18 protein-coding genes and 2 tRNA genes are annotated in these 21,956 nt (G+C 68.9%); 8 read left to right on the top strand and 12 right to left on the bottom strand.

Features of this window, described 5'->3' with window-relative positions:
* Positions 1 to 73: 73 nt before the first annotated feature.
* The gene (locus OG598_RS27890) at positions 74 to 796 is read right to left on the bottom strand and encodes an SDR family NAD(P)-dependent oxidoreductase (protein WP_328651740.1); all 723 of its coding nucleotides are present in this window, start codon (positions 794 to 796) and stop codon (positions 74 to 76) included.
* A gap of 332 nt (positions 797 to 1,128) precedes the next feature.
* On the opposite strand from OG598_RS27890, the gene OG598_RS27885 reads away from it, so the two are divergent.
* Both OG598_RS27885 and OG598_RS27880 read left to right on the top strand, forming a co-directional pair.
* The gene (locus OG598_RS27885; protein WP_328651739.1) at positions 1,129 to 2,616 is read left to right on the top strand and encodes an MFS transporter; all 1,488 of its coding nucleotides are present in this window, start codon (positions 1,129 to 1,131) and stop codon (positions 2,614 to 2,616) included.
* A 110-nt stretch (positions 2,617 to 2,726) separates the two neighbouring features.
* Positions 2,727 to 3,326 carry a class I SAM-dependent methyltransferase gene (locus OG598_RS27880; RefSeq protein ID WP_328651738.1) on the top strand — a complete coding sequence of 200 codons (600 nt, stop codon included), beginning with the start codon at positions 2,727 to 2,729 and terminating at the stop codon, positions 3,324 to 3,326.
* Between the two features lie 93 nt (positions 3,327 to 3,419).
* Here OG598_RS27880 and OG598_RS27875 read toward each other — a convergent pair whose 3' ends face one another.
* The 4 genes from OG598_RS27875 to OG598_RS27860 form a co-directional block, all read right to left on the bottom strand.
* Positions 3,420 to 4,952 (bottom strand): non-reducing end alpha-L-arabinofuranosidase family hydrolase, encoded by a 1,533-nt coding sequence (locus tag OG598_RS27875; protein ID WP_328651737.1) that lies wholly within the window; start codon positions 4,950 to 4,952, stop codon positions 3,420 to 3,422.
* 526 nt (positions 4,953 to 5,478) lie between these two features.
* Complete coding sequence (locus OG598_RS27870; protein ID WP_328651736.1) at positions 5,479 to 7,095, bottom strand: serine/threonine protein kinase; 1,617 nt, start codon at positions 7,093 to 7,095, stop codon at positions 5,479 to 5,481.
* 228 nt (positions 7,096 to 7,323) lie between these two features.
* Positions 7,324 to 7,902: a DUF3455 domain-containing protein gene (locus tag OG598_RS27865; RefSeq protein ID WP_328651735.1), complete on the bottom strand. Its 579-nt coding sequence runs from the start codon at positions 7,900 to 7,902 to the stop codon at positions 7,324 to 7,326.
* A gap of 170 nt (positions 7,903 to 8,072) precedes the next feature.
* Positions 8,073 to 9,185: an RICIN domain-containing protein gene (locus OG598_RS27860; RefSeq protein WP_328651734.1), complete on the bottom strand. Its 1,113-nt coding sequence runs from the start codon at positions 9,183 to 9,185 to the stop codon at positions 8,073 to 8,075.
* A gap of 551 nt (positions 9,186 to 9,736) precedes the next feature.
* Here OG598_RS27860 and OG598_RS27855 point away from each other — a divergent pair.
* Positions 9,737 to 11,296 carry a hypothetical protein gene (locus tag OG598_RS27855; RefSeq protein ID WP_328651733.1) on the top strand — a complete coding sequence of 520 codons (1,560 nt, stop codon included), beginning with the start codon at positions 9,737 to 9,739 and terminating at the stop codon, positions 11,294 to 11,296.
* 167 nt (positions 11,297 to 11,463) lie between these two features.
* Here the strand turns inward: OG598_RS27855 and OG598_RS27850 are convergent, their stop codons facing one another.
* Positions 11,464 to 11,745, bottom strand: a complete 282-nt coding sequence (locus OG598_RS27850) for an SCO0607 family lipoprotein (protein WP_328651732.1) — start codon at positions 11,743 to 11,745, stop codon at positions 11,464 to 11,466.
* Positions 11,746 to 11,890: 145 nt separating this feature from the next.
* Between OG598_RS27850 and OG598_RS27845 the strand changes: the two genes are divergently transcribed.
* Together OG598_RS27845 and OG598_RS27840 are read left to right on the top strand one after the other, a co-directional pair.
* Positions 11,891 to 12,208, top strand: coding sequence for a hypothetical protein (locus OG598_RS27845; RefSeq protein ID WP_328651731.1), 318 nt, complete (start codon positions 11,891 to 11,893; stop codon positions 12,206 to 12,208).
* Positions 12,205 to 12,810 carry a helix-turn-helix domain-containing protein gene (locus OG598_RS27840; protein WP_328651730.1) on the top strand — a complete coding sequence of 202 codons (606 nt, stop codon included), beginning with the start codon at positions 12,205 to 12,207 and terminating at the stop codon, positions 12,808 to 12,810. The genes OG598_RS27845 and OG598_RS27840 overlap by 4 nt, the downstream gene beginning before the upstream one ends.
* Before the next feature lie 63 nt (positions 12,811 to 12,873).
* On the opposite strand, the gene OG598_RS27835 is transcribed toward OG598_RS27840, so the two are convergent.
* Positions 12,874 to 12,946, bottom strand: a tRNA-Arg gene (locus OG598_RS27835).
* A gap of 35 nt (positions 12,947 to 12,981) precedes the next feature.
* Positions 12,982 to 13,072, bottom strand: a tRNA-Ser gene (locus OG598_RS27830).
* Positions 13,073 to 13,218: 146 nt separating this feature from the next.
* Between OG598_RS27830 and OG598_RS27825 the strand changes: the two genes are divergently transcribed.
* A complete protein-coding gene (locus OG598_RS27825) occupies positions 13,219 to 14,631 on the top strand; it encodes a hypothetical protein (protein ID WP_328651729.1) in 1,413 nt (470 codons plus the stop codon).
* 229 nt (positions 14,632 to 14,860) lie between these two features.
* Here OG598_RS27825 and OG598_RS27820 read toward each other — a convergent pair whose 3' ends face one another.
* Together OG598_RS27820 and OG598_RS27815 are read right to left on the bottom strand one after the other, a co-directional pair.
* The gene (locus OG598_RS27820; protein WP_328651728.1) at positions 14,861 to 15,145 is read right to left on the bottom strand and encodes a hypothetical protein; all 285 of its coding nucleotides are present in this window, start codon (positions 15,143 to 15,145) and stop codon (positions 14,861 to 14,863) included.
* A 189-nt stretch (positions 15,146 to 15,334) separates the two neighbouring features.
* Entirely contained in the window at positions 15,335 to 16,105 is a 771-nt protein-coding gene (locus tag OG598_RS27815; protein ID WP_328651727.1) for a CPBP family intramembrane glutamic endopeptidase, read from the bottom strand.
* Positions 16,106 to 16,249: 144 nt separating this feature from the next.
* Between OG598_RS27815 and OG598_RS27810 the strand changes: the two genes are divergently transcribed.
* Positions 16,250 to 17,365: a globin domain-containing protein gene (locus OG598_RS27810; protein ID WP_328651726.1), complete on the top strand. Its 1,116-nt coding sequence runs from the start codon at positions 16,250 to 16,252 to the stop codon at positions 17,363 to 17,365.
* A 69-nt stretch (positions 17,366 to 17,434) separates the two neighbouring features.
* On the opposite strand, the gene OG598_RS27805 is transcribed toward OG598_RS27810, so the two are convergent.
* Positions 17,435 to 18,964 carry a peptide deformylase gene (locus OG598_RS27805; protein WP_328651725.1) on the bottom strand — a complete coding sequence of 510 codons (1,530 nt, stop codon included), beginning with the start codon at positions 18,962 to 18,964 and terminating at the stop codon, positions 17,435 to 17,437.
* A 326-nt stretch (positions 18,965 to 19,290) separates the two neighbouring features.
* Between OG598_RS27805 and OG598_RS27800 the strand changes: the two genes are divergently transcribed.
* Complete coding sequence (locus OG598_RS27800; protein WP_328651724.1) at positions 19,291 to 20,067, top strand: hypothetical protein; 777 nt, start codon at positions 19,291 to 19,293, stop codon at positions 20,065 to 20,067.
* Between the two features lie 9 nt (positions 20,068 to 20,076).
* On the opposite strand, the gene OG598_RS27795 is transcribed toward OG598_RS27800, so the two are convergent.
* On the bottom strand, positions 20,077 to 21,912 hold the full coding sequence (locus OG598_RS27795) for a hypothetical protein (RefSeq protein ID WP_442931390.1): 1,836 nt from the start codon (positions 21,910 to 21,912) through the stop codon (positions 20,077 to 20,079).
* Positions 21,913 to 21,956 lie beyond the last annotated feature (44 nt).

Genomic DNA, 21,956 nt, shown 5'->3' with positions numbered 1-21,956 from the left:
TTGCCCGGTCCGGGGTGGCGGCTGCTGGAGCCGCCGCCCCGGACCGGACCTCAGTGCTCAGTGCCTCAGTACTTCAGGCGGTGAGGGCGCCGTCGATGGCGATGGACGCGCCGCTGATGAAGGTGGCCTCGTCGCTGAGCAGGAACGCGGTGAGCGCGGCGACCTCGTCGGAGGTACCGGCTCGTCCGGTCGGCTGCGCCGACAGGTAGCGCTCCGCGATCTCGGGGGCCTGGCTGACCACGCCCTGCCAGAGCGGGGTGTCGATCAGGCCGGTGACCAGGGCGTTGACCCGCACACCGGAGCGCGCCACGTCCAGGGCCGCCGAGCGCGTCAGACCGATGACCCCGTGCTTCGCCGCGTTGTAGGCGGCCTGGGTCCCGTCACCCTTCACTCCGGAGACCGAGGCGTTGTTGACGATCGCGCCACCGCCGGAGGCGATGATCGCCGGCAGCTCGTACTTGAGGCCGTAGAAGACGCTCGTCAGATTGAGGACGAGCGACCGGTGCCAGTTGTCGCTGTCGGTCTCGCGCACGCTGGCCATCGGGCCACCGCCGGCGTTGTTGAACGCGCCGTCCAGCCGCCCGTACTCCGTCACCGCGGTGTCGACGAGCCGCGCCATGTCCTCCTCGACCGTCACGTCGGTGGGCACGAAGAGGGCGCTGCCGCCCGCGTTCCTGATCTGCGCGGCGACCTCCTCACCCCGGTCCTTGTCCCGGGCGCCGATGACGACGCGGGCCCCTTCCGTGGCCGCCCGCTGGGCGAACGCCAGGCCCATGCCCTGCGTACCGCCGGTCACGACCAGCACCTTTGCTTCCAACCGTCCAGACATCTCGTCTCACATCCACTTCGACTGGTGAGCCGCCACGGGGCCCGCAGGGCTCTTCGTGAGACGGAACGCTAGCCTTTTCTGGAACGTTCGACAAAGTAACGGCACTCACAGGCGGTGCCTTCGCAGGCGAAACTTCCTCTCAATTGTTCGACCCTGACTGGCAAATCCGCTGATTTGGGCCTGTGGATCGCTCGTGCCGGCCCTGTAACAGTCGGCACATTCTTTGGTGATCGTTCCACAACGTAGTTAGCGTTGGGCGAGTCGCTCGAATCCGCACAAACCACTTTTAAGGAACAATCATGCCCACAGGTCGCGCCGCCCCCGAGTCCCAGCGGTGGAAGGCCCTGCTGTTCATCTCCATCGCTCAACTGATGGTGGTGCTCGACGGGGCGGTCATGAACATCGCGCTCCCCTCGGCGCAACAGGCGCTGCACTTCACCGACGGGAGCAGGCAGTGGGTGGTGACCGCGTACGGTCTGGCCTTCGGCGGTCTGCTGCTGGTCGGTGGCCGGATCGGTGACATGGTCGGGCGTAAGCGCACCTTCCTGATCGCGCTGGCCGGCTTCGCGATCGCCTCGGCCATCGGCGGCATGGCCGTCAACGCCGCGATGCTGCTGCTCGCCCGGGCACTCCAGGGTGTGTTCGCGGCCCTGCTCGCGCCGGCCGCGCTCTCGTTGCTCTCGCTGTCCTTCACCCGGCCGAGGGAACGCGCGAAGGCGTTCGGCGTGTTCAGCGCGGTCTCGATCGCCGGCGGCGCTGTCGGCCTGATCGTGGGAGGGCTGCTCACCCAGTACCTGAACTGGCGCTTCGCGATGTTCGTCCTCGTGCCGATAGCGGTCGTCGGGATCCTGGGCGCCAGCCGCACCGTCCACGACGACGGCGAGCGGCACCGCGCCCGACTCGACCTGCCCGGCGTACTGCTGGCCAGCTCCGGACTCGTCGGCCTCGTCTACGGGTTCGGTGTCGCCGAGAGCCGCGGTTGGTCGGCGGGGGTGACCATCGGGTCGTTCACCGCCGGGGTGCTGCTGTTGGCGACCTTCGTCGTGGTGCAGGCGCGGGTCACGTCCCCGCTGTTGCCACTGCGCGTCCTGACCGAACGCAACCGGGCCGCCGCGTACCTCTCGGTGGGCCTTGCGATCGTCAGCATGTTCGGGATGTTCCTGCTGCTCAGTTACTACTTCCAGCAGGTCAAGGGATGGTCGCCGGTGATGGCCGGGTTGGCGTTCATGCCGATGGCAGTGCCGCAGGCCATCGGTGCCACGCAGATCGGCGCCCGACTCGCGCATCGGATCGCACCCCGGCCGATCATGGTCGGCGGGTACCTCGTCACAGCTGTCGGCCTGGTGCTGCTGGCCCTGCTCGACGCGGACAGCGGCTTCCTGGAGATCGCGCTCGCCGAAGCGGTTGTCGGGCTCGGCATCGGCACCGCGTTCATGCCCGCGATGAGCATCTCCACCCACGGCGTCGAGCCCAAGGACGCCGGTGTCGCCTCCGCGATGATCAGCTCGTCGCAGCAGGTCGGCGGGTCGATCGGCACCGCGCTGCTCAACACCATCGCGACCAGCTCGGCCGCCACCTACCTGGTCTCGCACGGTGGCCCGGCGGCACGAGCCCAGGAGCGCAACGAGGCGCTGATGCACGGCTACTCGGTCGCGTACTGGGTCGCCGTCGGATTCGTGGTCGCGGCGGCAGTGGTCTCGGTGGCCATGGTGAACGCCAGCGCCCCGAAGCACGTACCGGCCCCGACTGACGCCCTCGGGGACGTCACCCCGGTGCCTGTGCACTGATCGCTGTCGCACCTGTCGACCCGGCGCGGTGACCGAGGACACGGTGCACCGACTCCGCTGACAGGGTGGAATCAGAGGTGTGAGCAGAGAAGGCACCGGCGAGTGACGTCGTGAGGCCCACGCTTTCGACCCGCGATCCGGGTTCGTCCGGCGCTGGCACGACGCCCGCGCCGAACGAACCGATTCGGGCGACGCCCGCCCATCGGCAACGCTGGGCGGTGCAGATCATGACTGTCGCGCCCGACGACCAGGTGCTGGAGATCGGCTGCGGTCGGGGCGCTGCCGTCTCCCTGGTCGCCGACCAACTCACCACCGGTCGGATCGTCGCCATCGACCGCGCCGCGACCATGGTGCGGCTCGCGACCGAACGGAACCTGAGCCACATCGACGCCGGCAGAGCCGAGATCCGGCGAGCGGGGTTCGAGTCGGCCGACCTTCCGACCGGCCACTTCACCAAGATCTTCGCGGTGAACGTCAGCCTCTTCTGGTTGGGCGACGCGGCGCAGCAGATCGCTCGGATGCGCAGCCTGCTCGCGCCGGGAGGACGGCTCTACGTCTTCGGCGAGCGACCCACCGAGGCGCACGCCACAGCGAACCTCACAGCGACCGAAGCACTGCTCGAGACCCACGGTTTCGCCACGACCACATCGAGCGCCACCCGTGGTCAGGGCCAGGTGCTGACCTGTGTCACAGGCACGCCGATCCGGTGAGCCCGGGCTGATCGCGGCGTTGACATGAGCCGGGCGGGCTCGGCATGACGCCGAGCCCGCCCGTTCCTGTCAGTCGAGCTTGATCAAACTGGGTCAGCGCTGCAGGGTCAGCAGACCCGGCCGGTACGGCAGCAGGCCGTAGTCGACGCCGTCGGAGCTGGGGGAACGCCCCTGGTAGAGCAGTTGCAGGTTGCAGGCGTCGACGGTCATCGTCTGGTCGGCGTTGGTGCGCAGCAGCTCACCGTGGCTGATGTCGTTGGTCCAGGTCGCGCCGCTGTTGACCTTGCCCGCGAACGGGTTGCTCTGGGACGCGGCCTGCGGGGTCCACGAACCGTTCAGGCTGGTCGCCGTGAACGAACGGAAGTAGCGGCCCGTCGAGCCGATCGCCTCGACGATCATGAGGTACTTGTTCAGGCCCTGCAGCTTGTAGACCTGAACGGCCTCGAACAGGTTGTTCTGCGTGTCGCTCATGATGGTCGTGTAGCTACTGCCGAAGTTGCCCGGGAAGTTCCCGATCGGCATGCTGGCCCGGTAGATCTTGCCGTTGTCGCCGGCGAAGAACAGGTACATGTTCGTACCGTCACCGATGATCGTCTGATCGATCGGACCGGTACCGGAGCCGGTGATGCTTCCGGTGAACAGCGGCTGCGCCGCAGACCAGCCGTTCGCGTTGGTGGGGTTGGTCGAGGTCCGGTAGGAGAACGCCGTGCCACCCCACTGGTAGGTGAGCACCCAGATGTTCTTCGGCGCGAAGTAGAAGAGCGACGGCGCGACGGTCCCGGAGTTCATCGTGTTCTGGGTGGCCGAGGCCATCTGCGAGTAGTTCGAGAAGAGGCTGAAGTTCATCGAGCCCCAGCTGCTACCGAAGTCGTGCGTGGTGGCGTAGACCAGCTGCTGGCCGTTGTAGGGGGCGACGGTGAAGTCCTTCAGCGACACCCAACCCGACTTCGGGTTCGCCAACACTCCGGTGGAGGACCACCGGTACGTCGAGGGAAGGTCGCACGTGCCGCCCGGCGGCGGAGTCGTCGTCGGCGGCGGCGTGGTTCCGTCGACGCGGACGAACTGCCACTGCTGGTTGGTGCCGTTCCAGTCGTCGTACTGCACGATGTTTCCGCCGTCGGCGGTCGAGGCGCCCTGCACCTCCATCACCTTGTTGCTGTTCCGGTTGATCAACCGGACGTAGCCGCTGTCCGAATCGGCCAGCCGGAACTGCTGGTTGGTGCCGTTGAGGTCACTCCACTGCACGATGCTGCCACCGTTGGCGGTCGAGAAGCCCGAGACGTCCAGCACCTTGCCGGACAGCCGCGACTTCACCCGGTAGTAACCACCGCCGGAGTCGACGAACTGCCACTGCTGCTGGTTGCCGTTGTTGCGGGCCCACTGGGTGATCCGGGCACCGTCATTCGTGGCCAGGTTGTAGACGTCCAGGGCCTTGCCGCTGTTGCGATTGACCAACACGTACCACGCGTTCGTGTCGACCGACGCCGCAGCGGCGGGAGACGACACCACCGCTACGGCGGCGCCACCGACCATCAGCGCCGCCGCGCTGGCGGCGAGCAGGCGGGGCAACCACCAACGCCGCCGCGACGGCGTTGCGATCGATGGAGACCTATCGAGGGCAGACATGATCCTCCTCCAGTGACCAAGAGCCGAACGGCCTGCCCGAGGGTGGGCGTACCGCGACGCGTGGCCGAGCACGCAGGCGTCAGAGAGTTAGCGTTAACAAGACGCCGGCGCGCAGTAGCGCACGCCTGATTCGAGATCGACGAAGCAGGGCTTGCCCGGAAAGCCGAGGTGTCGTCGTCCTTAGGCATCGACTGTGAGCGATAACATGCCGTTCGTCAAGACGTAATGTGCTGGGAACATCTGCCGCTGCCGGGCTGCGGATCTTGGGGTGCAACGTCTTGAACCGCGTTCCCGCAGGCATCGCCCCTGATCCCCCGCGCGGGCTACCCCCGAGCCCTTGAGGAGGCCCCGCGAGCGCGTTAACATCGACGGCTGCCCATCGCCAGCGGCTCGCTGGTAACACCGATGAACTCAGCCTGACGGGTCGACCGGCAGGAGCGCTGGCGCGGCGACGGTCAGGAAACGGTCGCCGTGCGAGTCAACGCCCACCGAGTGGCTGGTCCGCAGGTGCCGGGGTACGTCCGAGTCAGACCGCGCCTCGATCGACCAGGCTGAACGTGGTGATCAGCGGGGCGTCGCCGAGAAACTCGACGAAGATCTCCTTCTTGGTCGGGCTCCACTGCACGGGGCCGTACTCGTCGTTGATGATGGAGTAGGCGGGGCGCCCCTTGTCGTCCCTGCCCTCACGGTATATCGCGAACAAGGTTGCCTTGGTCGGCCGACAGTCGGCTCCCACGAGCAACTTGTTGCCCTCGGAATCGAGCTTGACCCCGAGGCACGGTCGGTGGGCGATGTCCGGGTTCACCGACTTGATCATGTAGTCGACACCGACCGGTTCGAGGACGAATAGCGCATCCTTGCCGGTTCCGTTGCCGACCTCGACCTCGCCGTGCGACGGCAGCGACAGGTCACGGTCGATCTCCACAACGTGCAGCAGGATTCGCCGCTGGCCGGCCAGCATGGCCTGGGTCGGGTCCGCGCTGGTCGACGGTGAGGCGGACGGCTTGCCCGACGCGGGCGTGGACGTCGTGGCCGCCGGCCCGCTCGTCGTCGGGCTACCGCTCGGCGTCGAGCCGGCCCGGTCCGGTTTGGACAGCCCATTCAACAGGTGCGGGCCGAACAGGAAGGCGGGCACCAGCACGGCGATCACCGCAGCGGTCGCCCCCAGCGCGGTGAGCCATCCACGTCCGCGTGAACCCTCGCGACCGGCCGTGGCCAGACCCGACGGCGTCGACAGCGCGCCCTGATCATCACCACCGGCAGCGGGCGTCACACTCGGCGGCGTCACGCCCAGGAGTTGAGCCGGCCCGCCGGCACCCACCGGAGACGCTGCTGTCAACAACCCGTCCAGCAACTCCCGGGCGGTGGGTCGGGCAGCGGGGTCCTTCTCCAACGCCCGGGACACCAACTCCCGCAACGGCCCACCGAGCCCGGTCAGGTCCGGCGGTTGAGTGAGGATCCGCATCGCGGTGGCGGTAGGGGAGTCGCCCCCGAACGGGCTGCGGCCGGTCGCGGCGTAGGCGACCAGGGCGCCCCAGGCGAAAATGTCAGCGGCCGGGCCCGCCGGACGACCGGACGTCGTGTCGAACCGCTCCGGAGCCATGTACGAGACGGTCCCGACCATCTGGTTGGTCCGGGTGTGCTGGCTCGTCGCCTCGAACGCTCGGGCGATACCGAAGTCGATAACCTTGATCCCACCCGGTGCGACCAGGACGTTCGCCGGTTTCAGGTCGCGATGGATCACCCCGGCGCCGTGGATGGCGGTGAGCGCGGTGGCCACCCCAACCGCGATGCTGTGCAGCCGCGCCGCCCCCAGCGGGCCCTGTGTTCGGACCACCTCGGCCAGACTGGGGCCCTCGACGTACTCCACCACAAGGTACGGCGGGTCATGGTCCGGGTCGGCGTCCAGGACCTCGGCCGTGCAGAACGGTGGAACCTGGCGGGCGCGGTTCACCTCACTACGGAACCGACCCCGGAACTCCTCGTCGTGAGAGAGGTCCGCACGGACGACCTTGACCGCCACCAGCCGCCCCTGCGGCGAACGGGCCAGGAAGACACTGCCCATGCCCCCGTCGCCGAGCCGGTCGAGCACCTCGTACCCACCGAGGCGTGCCGGGTCACCGGGACGCAACCCTTCGCTCACGCCAGATGCCCGCAGACTCCGACCACCGCGCGAACCGTTCCGCCCATCACCCGTTCCCCTCAGGTCACTCCGACGCCGGCCGCAGCCTATCGTCCGCCCACCGAATCCCGTCGATGCCGTCCATCAGTCGGCCACGACCGGGGCCTGTCGCCTCGCCGCGGCTGACGCTACTGAAACCGCCCCTGTCCGTCTGGCCGGGCAGGGGCGGCTTCCGCCGGAACGAGACCCTTACCGCTTCGAGGCCCAGAAGACGTAGACGGCGCCGTACGGCACGGCCACCGTCGCGCCGTCGGTGCAGGCGCCGGCCGGGGCGACGCCACCCGACGTCAGCAGACGGCTGATGTACGCGACGTTGCTGAGAATGCCGGTGCCGGCATGGGTGTCCACAGTCAGCAGCAGCTCGGGGATGGTCCCCGCCCGTGGGCTCTCCGCGGTCTTCTTCGCCGTGATCACTGACCCGTCCCGCTCGGACTGCCAGCTCGGGCCCTTGAAGTGATGGACCCGGCCGCCGGTGCCGATCAACTGGGCCTCCGGCACCGAGGCGCCGGTGAACACACCGCCAGCACATGTGTAGGTCTGCGTTCCGCGAGTGACGACGTACGCGCCGACGGGGCGCGATCCCGCCGGTGGCGTGATTGTCGAGGAGATGCGCGGGATGTCGACCCGGCGTGCGTCGGCGCCCACAGCAGCTGGCGCGGCCACCTCGGCAGCGGACGCGTGCTGGGTCACCGCGCCGACCGCCGCCACCACACCTGCCATACCGACGACGGCAACCGCTCGGACCCGCGAGTGAAACGTGCTGAGCATGCGATTCCTCCGTTTCAGGCAGGCGCACCTACGCCCACTTTTCTCCTGCACGGACAGCATGCGTAGAACGATCAATATGGCACCCGATTTGAACGACCATTCACCTAACGGAGGTGCCGACGGGGTGGTCGGATCACAGGCGATCCGACCACCCGGCGCGACCGCACGAGCTATCGGCGGCTCCACTGCTGGTTGGTCTGGCCGGTGCAGGTCCAGAGGACGAGCTTCGTGCCGTTGGCCGTACCCACGTTGTACGGGTCCAGGCAGAGGCCGGACTGCACCCCGGTGATGGTGCCGTTGGCGTTGACGTTCCACTGCTGGTTCGTTCCGCCGTGGCAGTCGTAGATGGTGACCAGGGTGCCCGGCGAGGTGCCATAGCCGGCGGCGTCGAGACACTTGTTGCCGTACACGGTCAGCGTCTTGCTGCTCGTGTAGGTCCACTGCTGGTTGGTGCGGCCGTGACAGTCCCACAACTGCACCTGGGTGCCGTTGGTGGTGGAGGAGCCGGGGACGTCGACGCAGCGACCGGACAGGGCACCCACTATCGAAGTGGTCTGCCCGCCGCCGCTCCCCGGGTTGCCGATGCTGCCGGGCACCGACTGCAACGCGCTGTACCAGCGGGCAGCCATCTTGTCGTAACCGCCGGACGTGGGGTGGACGCCGTCGATCAGGTCGGCGGTGGTGAGTGCGCTGTGCATGTCGACCAGGCGTACCCGCTTGCCGGCATTCACCTTGCTCTGCACGATGCCGGGGATCGCCGCGTTGAAGGTGCGTGCGGCCGCCTCCTGGTTGCTGTTGGAGAGCGGGATGATCTGCGCGACGAACACTTCTGCGGTGGGAGCCGTGGTGGTGATCCGGTCGATCAGGGTGGAGAGCCGGTTCGGCGCGGTGCTCACGTTGTAGTTCTGCAGGATGTCGTTGGTGCCGATGTGCAGCAGAACCGTCTGCGGCCGCTGGGTGTTCAGCCAGCCGACGATGTTCGCGTCGATCTGGTCGATGCGCCAGCCGGGATGTCCCTGGTGGTCGTGGTCACCCAGGCTTGCAGGCCCGTTGAACTGCGACCCGACGAAGTCCACAGTGTACCGACCGTTGACGAGCCGCTGCCAGAGCCCGATGCGGTACCCGCCCGGCACCTGGGTGCCCTCGGTGATGGAGTCGCCGAGAGGCATCACTCGCACCCCGCCATTGGATTCCGCGTTGGCCGGTCCGGTCGAGGTCAGCACCCCGGCGAGGACAACACCGAGTGCGGCAGTCGCCGCGAGCCATCTTGCCCTCGTTCGCATAGGTTTCTCCCCTGCAGTGGTAGTGCTGACCGAGGAGTCAGGCCGTCGCGACCGCCGCGACATCGGCATGACGATGCCGTCGCAGCACTGGGACGGATTGTTAACGCTAACAGCGATTCATGTAAATTCTTGTCGCTGATCTGGCCCGCGTCAAGCGCCAGCCACCCCGGCGTCCTGCCCGGCGAGACGGCGGCGCCCTGCGTCGCCGGCCGCCACTCACCGTCGTGCCGCTTGCCGCCCCTGGCCTCGGTGATCCGGGCGAGTGATCCACTCCGCTTTCATGAAGTCGGGGTGTCCAGGCCCCAGGGATACCCCGACTTCATGAAAGACGAGTGGTTCCTGCCCAGCGGGACGCGAGGTGCCGGTAGGGCGCATGGTGCTGCGGAGGTGCCAGTGGCACGTACGCCGAATGTAGGCTTTTTTCGCATAAGACCGTTTGATGTGAGGATCGCTCGACTACCTTCGCCTTGGTGGCGATAACCGATTTGTCGCCTTCTGCACCGACTGTGACGTGCGGAAACCTGGTGTACGGAGAAGGGCTAGGTAGCTCGATGTCCAACCATCTGCACCCGAACATGAGCGAAGTAGCGGCAGGCCAGGCCAGTCCGCCGAAGCGGCGCCGGGCCCGCTGGCTCGTCGCCGGGGTGGCCGGGTTGACCGGAGTGGTCGGTCTGGCCGCCTTCACCGCGGCCGGAGTGAGCGGAGCGGCCGGAAAGAGCGGCAGCAACCCCTCCAATGCCGGAACCCAGGTCCTCGCCGAGGGCAGCCGGGGCAACGGCGACGACCACGGAGGCCAGGACCCGGGCGGCCGCGACGGCAAGGACCACAAGACTGACAACGACCGTCGGGACGACAGGGGCGACGACTTCCGGTCCGTGTCCTGCAACGCCGACGAGCTGATCGCGGCGATCGTCCGCGCGAACGCCGACTCCGGGGCGAAGCTCCGGCTCGCGGAGAAGTGCACCTACACGCTCAACAGGTCAGCACCCCAGCCACCGGTGCCCTTCGGCGCGGTCGGCCTGCCGATCATCACCCAGCAGGTCGTGATCGACGGAAACGGGTCCACCATCGTCCGCGCGGCCAACGCCACCCCGTTCCGGATCCTGGAGGTCGGAGCCGGAGGCGACCTGACGCTGCGCGACACCACCATCAAGGGCGGCCAAGCCGAGGGTGGAATCGGCGGAGGCGGCGGTGGCATCCGGATCGACATCGGCGGCAAGGCCGTCATCGAGAACACCCACGTGGTCTACAACCAGACCAACGGTCCGGGTGGCGGTATCGCCAACTTCGGCGTCACGAAGATCCTCGGCGGGGCCGACCACGGCAAGGACTGGGACGGCAAGGACAAGGACAAGAAGAAGGACAGCGGCAGCATCATCAGCAACAACAGCGCCCTGTTCGACGGTGGCGGCATCTTCAACAACGGCAACCTCACAGTGCAGAACACCCGGCTGAGCTACAACAACACGATCGGGGTCTTCAGCACTCTGCCCCTCGGTGGCGCGGGTGGCGGGCTGTCGAACAGCAGCGTCGCAGTGCTCGAGAACGTCCACCTGGACAACAACACCGCAGGCTTCCGTGGCGGCGGCATCCGCGGCGGCATCAACTCCACCACCGAGGCCAGGAACGTCGAAGTCAACGACAACCGAGCCGGCAGCGAGGGCGGTGGAATCTTCTCCGACGGCGTCTTCCAACTCCGGCACGGCAAGGTTCACCACAACGAAGCCGGCCAACGGGGTGGCGGCGTCTTCAACCAGATCGGCCAGTTCGTTGCCGAAGAGACCTCGATCAGCGAGAACACCGCCAGCACGAACAGCACCATCGAACACGGCGGCGGCGTCTACAACGGCAGCGGCACCGTCGTCCTGCGCCGCACCCACGTCGACCGGAACCGGGCCATCGGCACGAACTCCCAGGGCGGCGGAATCTACAACAACAGCAGGCTCACCCTCACCGAAAGCAAGGTCACCGACAACATCTCCTTCCTGGCACCCGGCGGGATCTTCAACGACGGCGGCCAGGTCACCGTGGACCAGAAAACGGTGATCAGCGGCAACCGGCCCACGAACTGCACGCCCAGCTCACCGCCGGTGCCCAACTGCTTCGGCTGATCACCAGATTGCCCCGGCACCCGGGTAGCAAGAGGTAGGCATCCGGTCCCGCACAGCTTCGATCGTGAAGATCGGACCTGCGGCGGGACCGGATGCCGTTCGCGAAACGACCGCGGGGACTCGAACCGTCGCTCCTCTGCCGGACGACGATCCTCCGGGTGGCCGGTTCAGGTATCGATGATGTTGTTGTTCTCGTCGATGCCGTGGCTGCGCCAATAGACGTCCCACTCGTCGTCGACGTGCTGCGGGACCTTGCCCTCCGGGTAGCGGACGTACGGCGGGGTCGGCTCCTCCCCATCCGGGAAGCAGGCGCTGCCGCCCTGCCCGCCCACCGCGATCGCCGGATACTCACCGCCAGCGCAGATGTTCTCCCGGAACGAGCAACCGGTGGTGGCCATCAGCCCACCCAGACCGACTGCGGCCAGGGCGATCATGATTCGCGTTCGCATGGAGGGAATTCTGGTCGCCCCGGCCGCACCTGCCATCCGCACGCGTACTCACAGCGATGCCACCGGCGCGCCAAGGAGCAGCGCTCCTGGAGGTTGTCGGTCCTGGTTGTCGACGTCGCTAGCCTCGGGAGGGAACCTCGGCAGGTTGACGACGGAGGAGGCCGTGGCGTTGCGGTTCGAGCATCGCGACACCGAGATCGACGTGAGCCTCGTCGACCGCGTGTGGCGCACCCGCTCCGACGCGGAGGAGACGATGACGTCTGCGGCACGCACCTGCTGGCATCTGATCCTCTCGCGGGCGCAGGGACGCCTACTCGCCAGCCTGCGCGGGCCGGAAACGAGGGCGACCACGGCACCGGTCCCGCCGGGCACCGAGTTCCTCGGGGTCCGGTTCGCATTCGGCGCGGTTCTTCGGCCGCATCCCGCAGCCACGATCGTCGACGGGTACGTGCCGTTCCAGTGACGGAATCGGGCAGGATCGTCATCGGCGGCGAAAGCTGGGAGGCGCCGACGTTCGAGAACGTCGAGCACTTCGTCCGGCGATTGCAGGACGCGGGTCTGCTGGTGCGATCGCATCTCGGGGACGAGAAGGAAATCGCCGAGCATCCCGAAGCCAGCCCGACCGAGCGAACCCTGCAGCGTCGCTACCGAGCGATCATTGGACTGTCGCAAACCGCCGTGAGGCAGATCGACCGCGCAAACGCCGCAGCCACGATGCTGCGTGACGGCCTTGACTGGCGCACAGTCGTCGAGACCTTGGGGTACTTCGACCAAGCCCACCTCGCGCATGCGCTGCGTCGCTACGTCGGCTGCACCGCACGCGAGCTGCAGGCGGCTCACTTTGCCGCGATGTCGTTCCTGTACAAGACCCGCGCTGGGCCCGGCCTCCGTCCGGCTCAGCTCCAGGAGGTCCGCCTCGTCTACCCAGGCCGAGAACTGGAGCAGCGCCTCCCGGTAGTTCTGGGCCGCCCGAGGGCTGCGGTTACGGATCTTGAGGTCACGCTCGTAGGCGTCGAGGTGGAGCGAGTTGATCTTGGACCATGCGCGGAGAGTAAGATTCTGTAGCGCTGAGTGGCTAGACAGAAAGAAGCCCCCTAGCGGCCGTTGGGCCTGCTAGAGGGCTATCTGTGCGCCCGAAGGGACTCGAACCCCTAACCTTCTGATCCGTAGTCAGATGCTCTATCCATTGAGCTACGGGCGCTTGTGCTCAGCCAGTGTACACACCCGGCTTTCGCGCGGAGACTCCGGGATTCGAACCCGGGAGGGGCTTTAAGACCCCAACCGCATTAGCAGTGCGGCGCCATAGACCAGACTAGGCGAAGTCTCCCTGGTGATCCTCAGACCACCGCGCCCGAGGATACAGGTCGCCACCCACCGGGAGCAAAACGACTTCCGGGGTACGCCCACCGCGACCCGCCCGCCTCCGTGTTTCCACGCTGTGCGCCGGCGTGATCGGGACTACGCTCCATCGATATGCAGGAGCAGCCGCCCAGCGAGTCGACCCGTCGAGAGCCTGCTGAACGAGCGCGTCGGCGCTCTCCACGGGCCACCTTCCGGCCGCCGACAGTGGCCGAGGAGCCCACCGAGGCGGCGGAGCCGGCTGAGACGCCGGCATCGCCGGCAGCCGACTCGGCGAGCCAGCGCCCTCGACGGGCCAAGGCTGCCCCGGCGGTGCTCTTCCAGCCACCGGAGCCGGATCGCCCCCTGCCTCGACAGCCTCGACGCGCGCCGGCCGAGCTGACCACCGAGGCCAGCGCGGAGCAACCGGACCACGCGGAGCAGCCGACCGGCGACCAACCGAGCCCAGCAACCGGCGTCGCATCGACCCCGCCGAAGGCGCGGACCGCCCCTGTTCGCAGGGCTGCCCCTCGGCAGGCAGCCGACACGCCCGCCGAGGTGACCCCGGCCACGCCGGCACCCCGCAAGCGCGCCGCAAAACCCACCAAGGCCGTGGGCACCACCGAAGCCGCGAGCACCACCGAAGCGCAGACCACGACCGAACCGCAGACCACCACAGCCGCGAGCACCTCCGGCGAGGCGAGCACCATGACGCCAACGGCCCCGGCCAAAGCCACAAAGACCACCAAGCGCGCGGCCACCCCACGAAAGAGCACCACGCCGACCAAGAGCACCCCGCCGACAAAGCCCGCCCCCGAACCCGTGGTCAGGCCGCAGACGGCACCCACCGAGCAGCGGACCCCGGCAGCACCCGCCGTGCGGCAGGCTGAGCCGGCTTTGGGGCGTACCCCGGAATCGGAGCTGCGCGCGGTCGCCGCGCGCGTGCTCGACCACCCTGGCTTCGCACCGGAGCTGTTGGCTCTGGCTGCGGTGCGGGCGTTCGGGCCCGGCGCGGCCGAGTGGGCGGCTGGGTTGCGCGACCGGTATCCCGACGCCTCGGCGGACGGCCTGGCAAGGTTGGCGGCCCGGCGGTTCGTCCGCTCGGCGGGTGCGGGTGGGGCGACCGCCGCGCTGGCAGGCTTCTTCGCGCCGCTGGCCGAGTTGGCGGCGGTGCTGTGGACGCACTCGGAGCTGGTGCTGCACCTGGCCGCGGCGTACGGCAAGGATCCGACGCATCCCGACCGGGCCGTCGACCTGCTGGTGCTGACCCAGGTGCACCCGGATCGGGCGAGCGCGGCGGCGGCTCTGACCGCCGCCGAGACGCCGGGTGACCCGGTCGAGGGGGCGTGGCCGCGGGCGGCGGAGGCGGCTTGGCGGTTGGCCGCGCCGCTCACGGCGCAGGCCGGTGGTTGGGTGGCGTTGCGGCTGGTGGCCCGGTTGCTGCCGGGCGCGGCGGTGCTCGCCGCGGCGTTGGGTGACGCGGCGGCGGCCGACCGGCTCGCGGCCCGAACGGTGGCCGTCTACCGACCCGACCGGCGGCCCGCTTAAATCGGCCGCCACGGCGGTGGGGTCGCCGATGCGGGCGATGTCGTAACCCGGGCCCTGGTCGACCCCGACGAGGCCCCCTAACTAGCGGCACCATCGCCTGCCAGAGGTATGCCACTCTGGCCAGCCCGGCAACGTCCCGGCGTCGCTCGTTGGCCGGCGGGGTGATCCGGGCAATTCCGGATCGGTGCTTTCCCGGTGGCCGTCTGCGCTCGACCACTGGGAACGCTGGTCAACCGGCCCGGTAGGAGAGGTAGTAGCCCTCGTACGGCCAGCTGTGGAAGTTGTTGAGCTCGGACGCAGCGCCGGTGCAGTCGGAGGTCTGGTAGCCGGAGACGGAACCGAAGCCGTTCCAGCCGATCGCCCAGATCGCCTCGGCCGGGACCGGGCGGCAGATATCGTCGGGCGTGGCCTGCCTGCCTACGATGATCTGCGTGTATGCCTGGTAGAAGACGAGGCCGGTGTCGGGAACCTTGAGCGTCTCGACAGCGGCTGCGGGCGACGCCGGTATCGTCACGGCCAGTGTGGTGATCAAGGCAGCGGCGAGACCCGCAGCGATTTGGCTGGTAAATCTGCGCATGAGCTTCCCTTCCTAACGGTGTTCAGGGACGGGACGGAGCTCGTTCAGCCCACCGATAGATTGACTTTCATCGATTATGTTCCCCGTGTCAACCAACCTGCCACTGCTTACTCGGGCGTTGACCGGTCAGAGCCAGTCGAACCACTCGCGGGGCAGCAGCGCGTAGCCGACGAAGGCGAACACGTCGAGCACTGTGTGCGCGATGATCAGCGGCATCACCCGCCGGGTGCGCAGGTAGAAGAGGCTGAACACGACGCCCATGATCGCGTTGCCGACGAACGCGCCGAAGCCCTGGTAGAGGTGGTACGAGCCGCGCAGCAGCGCGCTGGCCGCGATGATCGCGGCCAGCCGCCACTGGAGCTGGCGCAGCCGGGTGACCAGGTAACCGACCACGATCACCTCTTCCAGCACGGCGTTCTGCACGGCGGCGAGGATCAGCACCGGAACCGTCCACCAGACGTCCGGCAGCGCGGCCGGCACCAGCGTGGCGTTGAGGCCCAGGTGGGCCGCCACCCAGAACAGCGCCAGCCCGGGTAGGCCGATGAGCGCCGCCAGGCCGGCGCCGCGCACCACGTCCTGACCGGGCCGCCGCGCGTCCAGGCCGAGGGTCCGCGCCGGGTCGCCGGGGTCACGGCTGAGCAGGTGTACGGCGAGCAGCACAGGCAGCAGCGCGAACACGATGCCGAGCAGCTGGTACGTGAGGTCCAGCCAGGGGCGGGCCGACGCCGAGGTGTTCAGCGAGGCGGTCTGCTTGGAGAGCGGACCGTCGGCGGTCAACTTCGCGATGATCGAGACCACCGCGTAGATCGCGGACTGGCCGAGGGAGAGGCCGAGGACCAGCAGCGTCTCGGTGCCCAGCAGTCGGCGGGACACCGGGCGGGTCAGCTCTACGGTCACCGCACCACTCTGCCCGACGTACGGCACCCGTGACATGGCCGACCGGCCACCATGAGCCGATCGCACATTCTGTGCGACCAGTCGACACGCTCCGTGGAGATTCTATGAGCGCCCGATCCGTTGCCGTCTGGAGAAGGAGCGTCCGTGGACAACCTCGCGCGGTTGCTGAAGGAGAGCTGGACCCTGGTCGAGGACGACCGGGTCCGGTTGAGCGGTCACTTCTACGCTCGGCTGTTCCTGCTCGACCCCGCCCTGCGGCAGCTCTTCCCGGTGCAGATGACCGGCCAGGGCGACCGTCTACTCGAAGCGATCATCACGGCGATCCACACTGTCGACGACCCGGAGAGCTTCGACGAGTTCCTCCGGGCGCTGGGCCGCGACCATCGCAAGTACCACGTCGACGAGCGGCACTACGCCACGATGGGCGTCGCACTGCTGGACGCGCTGCGCAGCACCGCCGGCGACGGCTGGAACCTGGAGTACGACCAGGCGTGGCGGGAGGCGTACGCAGCGATCGCCGCCCTGATGGTGGCCGGTGCCGCCTCCGACGACGACCCGCCGTTCTGGCACGCCGAGGTGCTGACCCACGAGCGGTACGGCCCGGACACCGCCGTGTTGACCTGCCGGGCGTTGCAGCATCCGCTGCGCTGGCAGGCGGGGCAGTACGTGAGCCTGGAGGCTCCGCGCTACCACCCCCGGGTGTGGCGGAACTACTCGGTGGCGAACGCCCCGAACGACGACAACGTGCTGGAGTTCCACGTGCGGTCTCCGGGGGCCGGCTGGCTGTCCGGCGCCCTGGTGCGGCGGGTGCGGCCGGGTGACCTGCTCCGCCTGGCGGCGCCGATGGGGTCGATGGTCCTGGACCGCGCCTCGGAACGGGACATCCTCTGTGTGGCCGGCGGCGTCGGTCTGGCGCCGATCAAGGCGCTGGTGGAGGAGTTGGCCACCTTCAACCGCACCCGGTGGGTGCACGTCTTCTACGGCGCACGGCAGGCGGCCGACCTGTACGGCCTGGACGGGTTGCAGGAGTTGGTGGCCGTACACCCGTGGTTGTCGGTCACCGCGGCGTGCAGTGAGGATCCGGACTTCGACGGCGAGCAGGGCGAGATCCCGGAGGTCGTGGCCCGGTACGGCCCGTGGACCACGCACGACTGCTTCGTCTCCGGTGCCGCCCGGATGGTCCGCTCCACCCTGCGGGTGCTGGCCGCGGACAACGTGCCGCCACCGAACATCCGCTACGACACCTTCGGTGACCTCTAGACGTTCCTCCCCCCACACCGGGGCGCGTGCCCCTGCCCCCTGGGGCACGCGCCCCGGTCCCTTCTTTGGTCAGTAGCGCCAGGGGTGCCCGGTCTCGCGGTACTCCTCCACCGGCACCAACGGCACGCCGGGTGCCATCCGGTCGACGTAGAGCCGGCCCTCCAGGTGGTCGATCTCGTGTGCGATCAGCCGGGCCATGCCGAACTCGAACGACGTGATGATCCGGCTGCCGTCCCACTGGGCGTGTTCCACGTCCAGTCGCAGCGGCCGGGGCACCAGACCTCGGTGGTCGAAGAAGGAGAGGCAGCCCTCGTACTGCTCGTCGGTCTCCGGGTCGGCGTCGACCACCCGGGGGTTGAGCAGCACGAGCGGCTCCGCCGACCGGTCGGGGGGCCGCACCACGGCCGCCGCGCGGCCGATGCCGAACTGCGGGGCGGCGACGCCCACCCCCTTGCTGAACGGGTGCAGCTCGTCGAGCCGGGCCAGGGCCATGGTGAGCCGGTCGACCACGTCCCGGGCGACGTGTTCCTCAGCGGGCAGGTCGAACGGGCGGGCCCGCTGGCGGAGCAGGTCGTCCCCGCGTTGCACGATGCCGAGGCCGCGCATCCGGTCGCTGGGTCGGACCCGGGCGCCGCCGGGGCCGACGTCCGGTTCGGTGTCCGGGCGGGCACGGAACCGCCACTGCATCCGGTAGCGGGCGTTCAACGGGGGGTCGTCGGTCTGCCAGTCGTAGATCACCCGGTCGCCCTCGTCGTGACGCTGCGGCGCCGTCCGCAGCGGGCCCTCCTCCGCGCTGAGCGAGGTCTCCACGCCCCAGACCTGGGGGTCGAGGGCCGCGGGCAGGTCCAGGCGTACGGCGAGCTGCCGGGTGGGCAGTCGGACGGCTCGCTGGAACCAGGGGCCCCACTTCTCGTGCCCGACGCTGTACGCGTACTCGATGGTGGCCCGGTCGCCCGGGTAGAGGGGGAAGCGTCGCTCCCCGTTCTCGAAGAGCAGCCAGATCTCCTTGAACGCGTCCCGATCGTGCTTGGCTCGCCAGTGCATCGGTTCCGGGTCTCCGCCGCCGTCGTCTCGACGGGCCTGTATCTGCAGTTCGGCGAAGGTGAGGGGATGCTCCCGATGGTGCCGGTTGGAGCGGCCGGGGTCGTTCGGGTAGCGGTCGACGGCGACCCGGACCAGGTAGCGGGTGACCGGCTCGGTGCCGGCGTTGTACAGCTCACGGTGGATGACGCACCGGTAGCCCTCGTCGACGTGGGTGAGGGTGGCCAGCTCCCGTTCCACGACCAGACCGGTGCCGGGTGGCAGCCACTGGCCGGGCAGGTACGGCTCGCGATGCGGTTGACCCGCCCGGGCGTGCCGTAGGTCGTCGTACTCCCGGAAGCGCTGCCAGATCGCGCCGCTCGCCTCCAGGACGGCCTCCGCACGGCGGGCGAAGTCCTCGGTCGGGCGGTGCCGGCGCCCCTCGACGTGGCTGACGTAGGACGGGTCGAACCCCATCAGGACGGCCAGTTGCTTCTTGGACAGCCCGCGCCCGGTCCGTTGCCTGGCGAGTTCGGCCGCGAAGGAGTCGGCAGCCCGTTCGAGGGGTGAGGTCGTCATCGGCTTCCTCGTGGCCGGGGGTATAAGTTTCACGTTCCGTGCGCGAGCACACACGCAAGTGGCATGTTTTCGACACACCGCTTGACAATCCACCGATGGCCATCGATTGTGCGGCGGCGTTTCCCAGCACTGACTCCGGGTAGTACGCGAAGCGTTACTCCCGCCGAATACGGGGTGACCTGGGCGTCCGGGATGTGACCAAGGTGAGGCTTCCCTTACGCCCAGGGGCTTGGTTAGGCTAGCCTTAGCTCAGGACGGCACTGGTTCGTCCGCCGGGGCGCACTCCTCGGTCACGCAGACAGGGGACGACTCAGGTGACAGCGGTGATGCCACGGCGCGAGACCGCCACCACGCCGCTCGCCCCCGTCACCGCTGCGCTCCGGGCCATGTTCGGCACCGACGACCTCCCCGGCCTCGCCCGGGGCCTGCTGGTCGACGACGAGCTCGGCTGGGCGCCCGCCACCACCCTGATCGACGGCAGCCGACTGCCGGAGCTGCTGAACGGCGCCGCCGTCCGCTGGGGCGGCACCCCGCACGCCTGCGCGGCGCTGGCCTGGAAGTCCTACAGCTACTGGGCCGCTCTGCCGGTCGTGCTCGGCTGGGCCTCCGCCCGGCGGGTGCCACTGCTCGATCCGGCCGACCTGCTGATCCACTTCGAGGACCATCGGCAGCTGCTCACCATGGGCATGCGCCGGGGCACCACGGTGGCGGTGCTGCCGAACGACCCGCTGGCGCTGGCCGGCCTGTCCGAGGTGCGGGTCGTCGCCGACGAGGCGGAGCTGCTGGCCGCGCTGCGCGCGTCCCTGCTCGACGCCCACCTGGCGCCGCTCATCACTGCGATCCAGTCCGAGGTCCGGGTGGGCACCCGAACGTTGCTCGGCTCGGTCGCCTCCGGCATCGCGCACGGCATCCTGCGGGCCGCGGACGCCCTGCCCGGCTCCACGGTGCAGAGCATCGACACACTGCTCGGCGCACTCGACCTGGCCGACCTGATCGAGCTGGTGCCGGGGCCGACCGGTGAGCCGACAGTGCAGCGCCGCACCTGCTGCCTCGCCTTCACCCTGCCCCGGCCGAAGGTCTGCCAGGGCTGCTGCGTCCGCTGACCGCACTGCTCAGTCGGTCAGCGACCGGACGTCCCACACCCACACACCGCCGGTGAAGACCGGTTGGATCCCGGTCAGCTCTGTCATCCCCCGGCGCAGCGCGGCCTCGTGCTCGTGTGGCCCGAGGATGACCACCCCGGCCCGCCAGTAGCGCAGGTCGTCGACCGCTCGGACCCGGCTCTGCGGGGTGATCGGCGGCACCGCCCCGGTCCGCCTGATGGTGGCGAAGAAGCTGCTGGTGGGGCGGGGAGTCGCACCGAACAACGCGACCTTCGGCGGATCGGCGTTCGGGCGGGTGTCCGGGCCGAGGAAGTAGCCACGGGCCAGCGGCATGTCCAGCCGGGTCGACGCGGACCAGCGCAGCGGCTCGGCGTAGGTGGTGTCCGGCAACGGCAGGGTCACCACACTGCGCCCACCGGTCACGTACGGCCGCCAGGCCCCACTGGTCACGAAGCTGGGGACCGGCTCGAGGTGGGCCACGGGCAACGGGGTGGGGACGATCGGCAACAGGGCCATCGTGAGCACAGTGGCGGTGGCGAAGCGGACCTGCCCCCGAGCGGCCGGGTGCGCCTCGGCCAACTCGCGGGCACGTTCGGCGCCGTACGCGAGCAGCAGGCCGATGATCGGGGTGATCGCCAACGCCCAGCGTGTCGGCACCACCGAGTGCAGGATGGGCAGGTTCTCCAGCGCCGCCCACGGGCCGGGCACACCCGTACCCCGGTTGTCGAAGCGGACCTCCCGACCCAGCGAGAGCACCGCGAAGAGCAACCCGAGCGCGGCCAGCGCGAGCACCACTATCGAGCGGCGCAGCCACCAGACCAGGGCGATCACCAGCACCACCAGCGCCCAACCGAAGAAGCTGTTCTCCTCGGTCGGGTTCTTGGCCAGGCCCGCGGCGGTGCGCGCGCTACCGGCCAGTGATTCCCGGGAGTACGCGACGAACGAGGCCACGTCGCTGGAGTAGCCGCGGATCAGGCGGGACAGCCCGGAGTACGCGTCAGGTCCGAAGAACTGGACGTACAGGGGGTACGCGAGCAGGAGCAGGGCGACCCCGGCGGCGACGGCCAGCCCGGCGAGGAAGGATCGGGCCCGCGACCGTAGCTCCGCGCGGCCGACGGCGAGCACGCCGACGACCACGCCGAGCCCAATCGCGGTCATCAGCAGGATCTCCAGGTTGAGGAACGCCTGCCAGACGATGACCAGCGCGAGGAGGACCCCGTTGCGCAGCCAGCGGCCCGGTTCACCGAGTCGCAGCGTGCGCCAAATGATCAACGGGACGACGAACTGCGACACGATGTTCGGATGCCCATTGGCGTGCGACACCATGGCCGGCGCGAACGCGCAGAAGCCCGCGCCCAGCCACGCCGGCCCCCGACTGCCGATCAGGACCCGGGAGAGCAGGAAATACCAGGCCGTGGCGGTGGCAATCATGCCGGCGGTGAGAAAGATCAGAAATGACGCTCGCGGCCCGAACAACAGGGTGATCGGCGTCATTGGCAATGAAATGGATAATACGGACGTATTGGCCATCAGGTTGACGCCGTCGGGGACGTTCATCTGATTGGAATGGAACGGATACGCAAAGTGCGTGACTACTCGCGCACCGTGGGCCATCATCCATTCGAACTGCGACTGATCGGACTGGTTGTCCCGCACATCGCTGCCCGGGTCCAGCCACAGCCGGCAGGTCACCCAGAAGCCGAGCACCACGAAGCTCAGCACGGCGGCCAAATCGGCCCACATCCCCCTGCGGGAAGGCCGAACGGCACCGGAGGCCCCCTCCGCCGACTGCGCGGCGGCCGGGCCGCCGCTGTCGCTGGGCACGTCCGATTCAGGAGTAGTCATGACAATTCATAGGGTAGTCAGCGCATGACGCCGCCGTGACATGT

It is taken from the genome of Micromonospora sp. NBC_00330 (assembly GCF_036136635.1).
GTDB lineage: Bacteria > Actinomycetota > Actinomycetes > Mycobacteriales > Micromonosporaceae > Micromonospora > Micromonospora salmantinae.
Note: the sequence above shows the minus strand (reverse complement) of the source record. Positions and strands in the feature narration are given on the sequence as shown.

Coding starts and splice junctions, on each gene's coding strand:
- OG598_RS27885 (WP_328651739.1), top strand. CDS start 1,129: ATGCCCACAGGTCGCGCCGCCCCCGAGTCCCAGCGGTGGAAGGCCCTG.
- OG598_RS27875 (WP_328651737.1), bottom strand. CDS start 4,952: ATGTCTGCCCTCGATAGGTCTCCATCGATCGCAACGCCGTCGCGGCGG.
- OG598_RS27865 (WP_328651735.1), bottom strand. CDS start 7,902: ATGCTCAGCACGTTTCACTCGCGGGTCCGAGCGGTTGCCGTCGTCGGT.
- OG598_RS27860 (WP_328651734.1), bottom strand. CDS start 9,185: ATGCGAACGAGGGCAAGATGGCTCGCGGCGACTGCCGCACTCGGTGTT.
- OG598_RS27855 (WP_328651733.1), top strand. CDS start 9,737: ATGTCCAACCATCTGCACCCGAACATGAGCGAAGTAGCGGCAGGCCAG.
- OG598_RS27850 (WP_328651732.1), bottom strand. CDS start 11,745: ATGCGAACGCGAATCATGATCGCCCTGGCCGCAGTCGGTCTGGGTGGG.
- OG598_RS27825 (WP_328651729.1), top strand. CDS start 13,219: ATGCAGGAGCAGCCGCCCAGCGAGTCGACCCGTCGAGAGCCTGCTGAA.
- OG598_RS27805 (WP_328651725.1), bottom strand. CDS start 18,964: ATGACGACCTCACCCCTCGAACGGGCTGCCGACTCCTTCGCGGCCGAA.
- OG598_RS27800 (WP_328651724.1), top strand. CDS start 19,291: ATGCCACGGCGCGAGACCGCCACCACGCCGCTCGCCCCCGTCACCGCT.
- OG598_RS27795 (WP_442931390.1), bottom strand. CDS start 21,912: ATGACTACTCCTGAATCGGACGTGCCCAGCGACAGCGGCGGCCCGGCC.